This is a genomic window from Actinomyces succiniciruminis (genome assembly GCF_900002405.1).
In the GTDB taxonomy this organism is placed as follows: Bacteria; Actinomycetota; Actinomycetes; order Actinomycetales; family Actinomycetaceae; genus Actinomyces; species Actinomyces succiniciruminis.
Window position 1 is genome coordinate 1 of sequence record NZ_LK995458.1, and the last position, 9,342, is coordinate 9,342.

Annotated in this window: 6 protein-coding genes; 4 read left to right on the forward strand and 2 right to left on the reverse strand. The window is 65.2% G+C overall.

Features of this window, described 5'->3' with window-relative positions; translation table 11 throughout:
* The first annotated feature begins 170 nt into the window (after positions 1-170).
* Together BN1056_RS00085 and BN1056_RS00090 are read left to right on the forward strand one after the other, a co-directional pair.
* On the forward strand, positions 171-428 hold the full coding sequence (locus BN1056_RS00085) for a ribbon-helix-helix domain-containing protein (RefSeq protein ID WP_210578117.1): 258 nt from the start codon (positions 171-173) through the stop codon (positions 426-428).
* Between the two features lie 81 nt (positions 429-509).
* Positions 510-761 (forward strand): type II toxin-antitoxin system RelE/ParE family toxin, encoded by a 252-nt coding sequence (locus BN1056_RS00090; protein WP_244671408.1) that lies wholly within the window; start codon positions 510-512, stop codon positions 759-761.
* 45 nt (positions 762-806) lie between these two features.
* Here BN1056_RS00090 and BN1056_RS00095 read toward each other — a convergent pair whose 3' ends face one another.
* Positions 807-5,888 (reverse strand): DEAD/DEAH box helicase, encoded by a 5,082-nt coding sequence (locus BN1056_RS00095; protein ID WP_244671407.1) that lies wholly within the window; start codon positions 5,886-5,888, stop codon positions 807-809.
* Between the two features lie 343 nt (positions 5,889-6,231).
* Between BN1056_RS00095 and BN1056_RS00100 the strand changes: the two genes are divergently transcribed.
* Positions 6,232-8,127, forward strand: coding sequence for a DUF726 domain-containing protein (locus BN1056_RS00100; RefSeq protein ID WP_210578120.1), 1,896 nt, complete (start codon positions 6,232-6,234; stop codon positions 8,125-8,127).
* A 125-nt stretch (positions 8,128-8,252) separates the two neighbouring features.
* Here the strand turns inward: BN1056_RS00100 and BN1056_RS00105 are convergent, their stop codons facing one another.
* A complete protein-coding gene (locus BN1056_RS00105; protein ID WP_210578122.1) occupies positions 8,253-8,894 on the reverse strand; it encodes a hypothetical protein in 642 nt (213 codons plus the stop codon).
* Positions 8,895-9,045: 151 nt separating this feature from the next.
* Between BN1056_RS00105 and BN1056_RS00110 the strand changes: the two genes are divergently transcribed.
* Positions 9,046-9,258, forward strand: a complete 213-nt coding sequence (locus tag BN1056_RS00110) for a hypothetical protein (protein ID WP_073333387.1) — start codon at positions 9,046-9,048, stop codon at positions 9,256-9,258.
* Positions 9,259-9,342 lie beyond the last annotated feature (84 nt).

Sequence of the window (9,342 nt, forward strand, 5' to 3'; positions counted from 1 at the left end):
AGCAGAACGTTAAGTAGCGTTGTTAACGGGGAGGAGGCGTTGCAAACGACCTCCTCCGCAGCCAGCTACCCGACCAGAACCCACGACCTGCCGGCCGAGCCGCCCCACAAGCATCCTTTTGCGCTTCGCAACGGACGCATAGAGTCGGAACGACGACGGAAGGAGCCCCGGTGAGCAGGACGCTGACCATCACCGTGCCGGACGGTCTGGCCGCTGAGCTGGATCAGCGTGTGGCACCAGGCGCGTACGCCAGCCGGAGTACAGCCGTCGTAGACGGGCTCCGCGAGTTGTTCAGTCGCGAAGAAGCTCTCGATTCATGGCTGCGCGACGAAGTGGGCCCGGCCTATGACGAGCTACGCGAGGATCCCACCCGCGCCTTGTCTCTCGAAGCAGTGCGCGCACACATCGCCGGCATCCATGCCCAATAAGCGTCCGGAGCCTGAAGCGCCGTCGCGCCACGTCGTCTATCCCAGCGGGCGCAAGGCCACCTGGCTGATCTGTATCGTTGGATCGCGGACGAGTCAGGATTCCCCAACCGGGCACTGCTGTATGTATCAGCACCTATGGACCGATGCGAGGCTTTGGGCGACTTCCCGATGCTGGGGCACGCTCGCGATGACATTAGGCCTGGCTTACGTACCGTCGGCTTTCGACGCCAAGCCGCCATCGCCTTCGCCGTGACCGATGAGGCTGTTGAGATCCTCGCTGTCTACTACGGTGGCCGTGATCACGAAACACTTCTGCGCACCGATAAGCATTAACCCAGTGTTCGCCGCGGAAACCAAACGGGACGGCGCCAACAGAGACTAGTCGCGCACGTCCAGCGGGGGCAGCGCGTCCACGATCTGCTGGGTACGCACGGAGACGGTGGTGACGCGGGCGATGAGGTCGAGCAGGTAGCGGCGCTGGGGCGCCGCCATTTCGCCCTGGCCCGCTCCCTCGGCCATCCACTCGTTGGGGTCGTTGACGATGCCGGAGGCCTTGTCGGGCTTGACCTGGTAGCGGTCGATGATCCAGTCCAGGCCGCTGCGCGAGCCCAGCAGGTAGTCCTGCGTCGTCTCCGGGATGCCAGACACGGTCACGTGCTCGTTGTAGACGATGCTGGTCTTGTCGGCGACCGGCTTTCCGTCCACCCGGGTCTTGGCGTAGCGCAGCTTGGTCACGTGCAGCAAAGCCGGGTCAATCGTGTCGCGCTCCGCCCAGGGCATGTCCTTCCCGTCAACGGTCAGGCTCAGCTCCCATGGCTCCACGGTCTCGTAGTCCAGGTGGAGGTCGGCCAGGCCGCGCCCGGCGGTGGCGATGGCGACGAAGTCCGCGCGGGACGCCACTAGCGGGATGCGCGGCAGGGACTTCTTCAGGTCCGCGCCGTAGCGGCTGCGGTAGTCGGGCGAGTGCAGCAGCCCGTAGACGTAGTAGAAGACGTCATCCTTGCTGACCGTCGGCCCGTAGGCCTCCCGGTAGGTACGCAGGGTGGCGTCGGTGATGTTGTCGACGCGGCGGTAGCCGCCGATCACCTCGCCCGCACCCTCACCGTCCGGGATCCCCCCATCATTGCCGACGACGCCGCTCGCCCCCGCTCCCAGGTCGAGCATGCCCGCGTCCCGGGCGGGCTGGTCGACCGGCTCCCAGGTCCAGCGAGGGAAGAACTGCACCGTGTAGGTAAACAACGCTACGTCTGGGAGGGTGGACGTCATGAGAGCTGCAAACGTAGCAGCGGGCCTCGGACCCATTACTGCTATTCCTAGATTGTCGTGCGCCGGCGTGGGGAAGTAGCGGTGCAGGACTGCCGGCCTGTGAATGATCCCGTCGGAGGCGTTCAGCCATTGCTTGCAGAAGGGCCTGTAGAGGCCCGTGTAGGTGGCGTGCGCGTTGTAGCTGATGGCACGATCTTTCGTCAGGTCGGTGAAGAGTCCTGACGTCCACTTGATCTGGGTCTCGTCCGTGGTGACCAGGTCCTTCGCCGCAACACCCGCGGCCAGCTCGGCGGCGTGGTCACGGTGGACGCGCCCGCGCTCGGCGTCATAAGTACCGATGAGGCGCTGGCAGGATTCCCGCAGAGTCGCCGCGGAGAAGTTGTAGACCCATGCGTCGCGTCCGGTTTCTACTCCACGCGAGTAGGACTCGAAAACCGGTGCCTGCTCTTCGCCGATTGGCTGCCAGCTTCCGTAGCGCGGGTCGCGCTGGTTGATCCAGTCGCCGGCGGCGTTGGGGGTGATCGTCTCCCAGTCCATGGTCTCGATGCGCGAGTCGTCCACGATGCGCAGCTTGTCCTCGCGGCTCAGGTAGTCGCCGATGTCCCGGTAGTGCAGCACCGCCGGCCCGCTGTGGGCGGGGTCCTTCACCAAGAAGGTAATCGCGACGGTCGCGCGCGAGCCGCCTCCGAATACCTTCCCTCCCTCACGGCGCGAGAGCTCCCCGGCGGTGCGCTGATTGCCCCGCAGGTTGAACACGTAGACATGCGCGAACTCCTCCGCCAGGCTGAGCCGCACGCCGTCGGCGGTGTTGGCATCGATGAAGCCGCCATTGGTGACGAAGCCAATCACCCCGGCGTCCCCGAGCCGGTCACTGGCCCAGCGGATGGCCCGCAGGTAGGAGTCGTACAGGGAGTTCTTGTTGGTGCCCGTCGAGCGGGCCGCGTAGGTTTCGGCGATCCGCCGGTCCAGGTCCGGATAGCGCTGGTTGGCGTTGTTGTCATTGGCGGACTCCTGCCCCACCGAGTAGGGCGGGTTGGCGACGATCAGCCGAATGTCCAGCTTGCGCTGGGCGGCGGCGCGGTCGTTGTTGGCCACGAAGAAGCTCGTGTCCAAGGTGCCCTCGCCCTCGCTCATCTGGAAGGTGTCAGCCAGCACGATCCCATCAAAGGGCACATAGCCGCCGTCGTCCGCACCCTGCGCCCCGGCACCGGCGTCGTTCCCGGACTGCTGCTCCTGAGCGAGCAGGTCGCGGTAGGCGACCTCAATGTTCGCCGTCGCAATGTAGTAGGCCAGCAGCAGGATCTCATTGGCGTGCAACTCGCCGGCGTACTTGCGGGCCAGGTCGGCAGGGGCGATCAGCCCGGACTGCAGCAGGCGCACAATGAAGGTGCCGGTACCGGTGAAGGGGTCCAGCACGTGCACGCCCGCGTCGGTGATGCCCCTCCCGAAGTGCTCACGGGACAGGTGGTCAACGCTGCGCAGGATGAAGTCGACGATCTCCACCGGCGTGTACACGATCCCGAGGGACTTCGCCGTCTTAGTGAAGGCCTGAGAGAAGAACTTCTCGTACAGTTCGGTGATGATGCGCTGCTTGCCGTCGGCGTTGTCGATGCCGGCGCAGCGCTCGCGCACGGAGGTGTAGAAGCCCTCCAGCTCCTCGGTCTCCGCCTCCAGGTTGGCGCCGTCGAGCACGCGCAGCATCCGCCCCATCACCTGAGCCACCGGGTTGGTGGCGGAGAAGTCGTAGCCGTCGAATACGGCGTCGAACACCGGCTTGGTGACCAGGTGCTGGGAGAGCATGTCGATCGCGGAGGCCGGGGTGATCGAGTCGTTGAGGTTGGCCCGCAAGGCATCGAGGAAGTGCGTGAACTCCGGGGCGACCGCCGGGTCCGCCACCCGCTGCTCCAGGCGGGTGCGGTGGCGGGCGGCGATCTGGGCGACGTCCTTGGCCCACTGCTCCCAGTAGCGGCGGCTGCCGACCTTCTGGACCAGGCGCGCGTAGATCGCCTCCTTCCACTTGCCCAGCGAAGCCAGGTCGAAGGCCGCCTGCTCACCCAGATCAACCGCGTCGTCGTCGGGGTCGTAGGCGGGCGGGCCGAAGGGATCGATGATGGCGACCTTGTCCGGCTTGGACCGGTTGAGGTCGATCTTGTTGACCATGGCATCGAAGCGCTCGTCGTGCGCGCGCAGCGCCTGCAGCACCTCCCACACCACACGGAAGGTGTCATTGTCGGCCAGCACGTCCTCCGGGGCCATGCCCGTGGGAATGGCCACCGGCAGGATGATGTAGCCGTAGCGCTTGCCCGGAGCCAGCCGCATGACCCGCCCCACGGACTGCACAATGTCCACCTGGGACTTGCGCGGGGAGAGGAACATGACCGCGTCCAGGGCGGGCACGTCCACGCCCTCGCTCAGGCAGCGGGCATTGGACAGCACCCGGCACGACACTGCCCCGTCGTCGCCGTCCTCGCTACTCCCGGCGCCCGACGACGACGCTCCCGGACCGTCCGGGCCCTCACCCGAGAGCCAGCCCAGCAGGCGGTTGCGTTCCATGATGTTCATGGAGCCATCCACGTGCCTGACCTCGACCGACCCCAGCCGCCGCTGCGGCCCGGCACCATCGCCGCCCGCCGGAGCGACGGCGTCGTCCCACTCGGGCATGCCGCTGCGGTAGTCCTCGGCGACGTCGTTGAAGGACGCGGCGAAACGCTTGGAGCTCCTGATGTCCCGGGCGAAGGCGACGGCGGTGCGCATGGGCTGAATGTCGGTGCCGTACTCGGACAGGTTCACGGAGCGCTTGGCCAGCGCGTTCCAGCAGCCGACGATGCGAGCCGCGTCATCCAGGGTGAGTTCGCCGTTGCGCGCAAGGGAGGACTGCATGCGGGAGGCGACGGCGTCCTCGGACACGGTCAGGACCAGCACCTTGTAGTCGGTGAGCAGGTTACGGGAGACCGCCTCGCCGAAGCCTAGGCGGAAGAGCTCCTCGCCGTAGGTGTCGGCGTCGTCCATGGATGCGAGCACCGCGTTCTTCTGGCCGGCGCGCGCCTTGGTGGAGTCGTCGTAGATGCGGGGAGTCGCCGTCATGTACAGGCGCTTGCGGCCGCGCAGGTAGGTGTTGTCGTGCACGCGGACGAAGGCGGACTCGTCCGCTCCGGCGAGCGTGGCGCCGGTGGTGCGATGGGCCTCGTCGCAGATGATCAGGTCGAAGTCCGGTGCTCCGAGCCCCTGTGCCCGGGCGACGACGTCGATGGACTGGTAGGTGGAGAAGACCACCGTCATGGGGGTCACGCCGTCGACGGGAGCGGCGCGCCGGGTGAGCCTGCGGGCGAGGGCTTCGGCGTCGGTGGTGGCGGGGATCGCCAGGTCAACCACCGAGATGTCCTCGCTCAGGTCCGTCTTGCCGCGGCCCTTACCGACCTTGTTGTCAGAGCAGACCGCGAATGAGCGCAGCGGCGCCTGGGCCTCCGCGCTCCACTCAAGCAGTGTCTGCGACAGCAGTGCAATGGAGGGGACCAGGAATAGCGCTGCCCCCCCGCCACTTCCAGCCATGGCCTCGGCAATGCGCAGCGAAGTGAAGGTCTTACCGGTGCCGCAGGCCATGATGAGCTTACCGCGGTCGGCTGTCGCGAGCCCCTGGGTCACCGCATCCAGCGCACGCCGCTGGTGCTCGCGCAGCGTCTTACGCCCGGCACGCTCCATGACCTCCGGAGTGGCCAGGTTGAACTTGTCCCAGTCGATGGTGGAGTTGAACAGGTCCTTCAGGCCGATGCGGGAGACCGGGATAGCCTGGTTCTCCACCGTGGATGCGGCCGCGGAGTTCCACTTGTCGGTGGTGGACACGAACAGGCGCGAAGTGAACTCACCCGTGCCCGACTCGGCCAGGAAGGAGTCGACGTCGGCCTTGGTGACCTGGGACTCCGGGTCGTAGAACTTGCACTGCACCGCGCACAGCTCGCCGGTGTCACGCTCGCGAGCCACCAGGTCGACGCCGCGATCCGGGCGGGTGCCGCGATCCGGCCAGTCCCTCCACATCCAGACCTCGTCGAAGCGCTCGGCGTAACGGGGGTCGGTCAGGAGGAACTGCCGCACCAGGCGCTCGAAGCTCGTTCCCTTGCCCCGCTGCGTCTGAGCGTTGAAGTAAAGCTCATCGAGGAGGGCGCCGACGCGGGACTGGTTCTGGGGTGACTGGCTCACGCAGGGCAGCATAGGTGTGCCGACCCTCCGGCGGGCGCAATACCGAAATCTGGAATCAATCGCAACCGCCCTCGGGCCCGGGTGCCGCCGGGCACGATGCCCGAGGCGCACACCAGCGATCCCAGGCTCCGGGTGAACCGGCGCCGCCCACCGCCAAGCGCATGCCATGAGTTCACCCGCCCCCTTGCAGCCCGGGCTCCCGTCGCCTAGTCGTGCATGCGAGCGCGGCGATTCGTCTTTGCAGTGTTACCTCATACAAGTCTTTACCGTGACACCGTCGCAGGTATGCTCGTCGGCGTGAACCACGGCGGTTCACATATGCCACGAGAGCACAGGAGACCCCATGAGCTCATCCTCCGCGAAGGTTCGTTATACGCCTAAAGGCAGAGAGGGAGCCAAGGCGGTGCTTACTCTCACCAGCGGAGAGACTCTCACAGAGACTTGGCCCGGCGCAGACGGTACCCCCGAGTTCATTGGCGTAGACCGTCTGACCATGAACCCGGCGCTCACCGCCGCGCTGCACGCGTTCGTCGTCGCCAAGAAGGCGCAGCGTACTGCCGTTAATAATGTGGCACAGGCCGACGTGGAGAACGGAACAACCGCAACCACGGACATGCACGCAGACCAGGCAGATTCAGTCGCCGATACTCCCACCGACGACGGCGCCGAGCCGGATGCCGCGGCCGATGCCACGGACAATTCCACCTCTGCGGAGGAGGAAGCAGAGCGATTTGTCAGGATCAGCCGTCTATGGAGAAAGCAGCAGCCCGACCCGCTCGACGTCATTCAAGGGCGCTTGCGCGCACAAACAGACGACGCGGAGAAACTACTCCTGAAGCTGGCGCAGATTCATGGATTCGGTGAGCGTGAGTCCACTCAGCACGATCGTAACGCCTGGTGTTCCGCGTGCCTGGCAAAAGGGGTCCACAGAGCACTCGACGTACCGGCAAACTGGTATGACGCATGGTGCTGTCGAAACTGTGGAGTGATCACCACCAGGTGCGCGATCCCCGGTTGCCCGAACATGGCGATACGCGGAATGGGCGTAACCGGCACCCGTGGCCTGTCACTGCCGGTTTGCGCAGAGCACTCCCACGAGGTCCCGGATTTTGAGACTAAGGACGCAACCATCGAGGATCTCGAACACTGGCCCGATCTGTTCGAGTACAAGCGCCGTAACGTCACCAGTCTCACCAAGCGAGGGGCGGTCACCGCGGGGATAACCGTCCTGGCTGTTCCTGCGGCTTATTTCGCCGCACCGGCGATCGGCGGCATGGTAGGCGCAGCCGCCTCCATGGGCACAGGAACAGCACTGTCAGGTGCTGCCGCGTCAAGCTATGGCCTCGCACTACTCGGCGGAGGCTCAATAGCCACCGGAGGGCTCGGCATGGCCGGCGGAACCCTGGTTGTCTCCGCCGCGGGCGGCGCTGCGGGCAGCGCCTACGGTTTGCGGGTCGGCAGCGCATACCTCGGCGATGACTCCTCCTTCGACATCGAGTGCTTGCGTGATGGCGACGGACCCGCGGTTGTGTATTCTTCCGGCTTCCTCACCGACAATGACGACTCCTGGGCGAACTGGAAAAGGCTTATTGACACCGGCTATCCGAACAATGCCGTGTATCGGGTCCGCTGGGGTGCAAAGCAGAAGCGGGACATTGCGACCATTACCGGTGAGGGAGCCGGGCTTCGGCGCGGCATCACCAAGGTGGGCAAAGCGGGCCTCAGGGCGACCCGCTCGGCAGTCAAAAGACTTGGCCCTTTCCAGATGATAACTGGAGCCGCGGAAATGGCGCTCAATCCCTGGTCCGTGGCACTACGGAACTCCTCGGCGGCAGGCACAACTCTCGCAGCCATCCTCCGGCGCACCGAGAACAGGCAGGGGTTCGTGCTCATCGGGCACAGCCTTGGCGCAGCGGTAATGGCGACGGCAATGATCGGACTGGCCGCCGATAACGAGCCCTCTCCCGTCGTCACCGCCCACCTACTCGGCGCCGCATTCCCCGCAACCGCCGACTGCAACAAGCTTTCCGCAGGCGCCACCGGCAAGATCTATAACTACTTCTCCACCAATGACAAAGTCCTCGCGCACCTCTATCGCGCTGCCAAGCTAGGGGGCAAGGCGGCCGGGTCAACCGGTTTAATTGACCCCTGTGGAGGCGTGGTCAACGTAGACGTCAGCGATATCGTGAAGAAGCATTCCGACTACATACACGAGGTGTCATTATGCGCGGACGCTTAATTAATGTGCGCCTGGACAGCGACCTGTATCTCACGAGTACTCCTTTACCGCAGATACCTTGTTCACACATCAGCGCCACACCCTGCCTGTAGTCGGCAATTGCCTGATCGACTGGGTGGTCAAGGCTAATTAATTATGTGGGACCGGAGGAACTGCTTCTTCCCGTAGAAGTTGATCTGATGGTCGCCCCACCAGGAGAGGAACTCCTCTGCGGTCTCACCGTTGTGCTCTAATTCGAAGGCACTATCGAAGGATGCAATAACGCCGTCGGTGGCCTCCGCGAGCGCCGCCGCGGCCAGGCCGTAACCGGTCGATGCAACGGCTGGCCCAGCGGCGTTGCGGTACTCGCTCCAGTAATGCCGACGTGCGTCGATCAGGTCAAGCGTCTCCGGGGCGAGCCGGTGGGCAAGCTCGGGAAGCAATCCCCAGCGTCCGATGAACGCGGGGTAGGCGAGGGCATCGGGATCGTCATCATTGATGAGGTCGTCATCGTCGCGCACAAGGCACTCCGGCCACGAGTCGCTATCCCACACACCGTTGAGCCAGTATCCGAATCCAATCTCCAAACCCGGCGTCCAGCGCACGTCGGGCGGGACCATGCGCAGTTCCTCGCCCCGCTCCCGCGGGTAGAAGGCAGTCACGTCAAGGGTCGAGTCGATGCCGTGCCTGGCCAGGAGCTCGCGGAACAGCATCTCGGTTCGCGCCCGGGTCTGATGCACCAGCGGGAAGACGTCCGTCGTGGAGTAGACGTCGATCGTCGTTGACATGCAGAGAGCATACAAATGCCGACTGTATGAACCGTCGGCCCCAGGGCCGTCGCCCTCCGTCCTCCGAATCGCCGTACCCTGCGCGGACTCGGGGATCTGCAACAACTACAGTGAGCTACACCGCTAACCGCCGTCCCTGAAAGAAGTAGCCATGGATTCTGCTCGCACCGGCTCCACCGACAGCCTGTACCTGAACTCCCCGCGCCACCTGCGCACACTCCTGGTCTGGGCATTGGTCACCGCCGTGTGCTTCAGCTTCCTGCCCGCAGCCGTGTGGAGCATCGTGCGCTGGATCCTGCTTGCCGGCCTATGCGTAGAAGTCATCCTGCTTGTTCGCGATCGCCGCGGGCGTCCCGGGCAGTAGCCTGCTGCTTCCACGCCCCGGCCTCCCTCGGTGTCTGACATCTACTACGCCGGTTCGGGGTTAACAACGCCAGTTAACCGTCTG

Bases quoted from the DNA above. Each gene is read 5' to 3' on its own strand.
- BN1056_RS00100 (WP_210578120.1), top strand. From the start codon at position 6,232: ATGAGCTCATCCTCCGCGAAGGTTCGTTATACGCCTAAAGGCAGAGAG.
- BN1056_RS00105 (WP_210578122.1), bottom strand. From the start codon at position 8,894: ATGTCAACGACGATCGACGTCTACTCCACGACGGACGTCTTCCCGCTG.
- BN1056_RS00110 (WP_073333387.1), top strand. From the start codon at position 9,046: ATGGATTCTGCTCGCACCGGCTCCACCGACAGCCTGTACCTGAACTCC.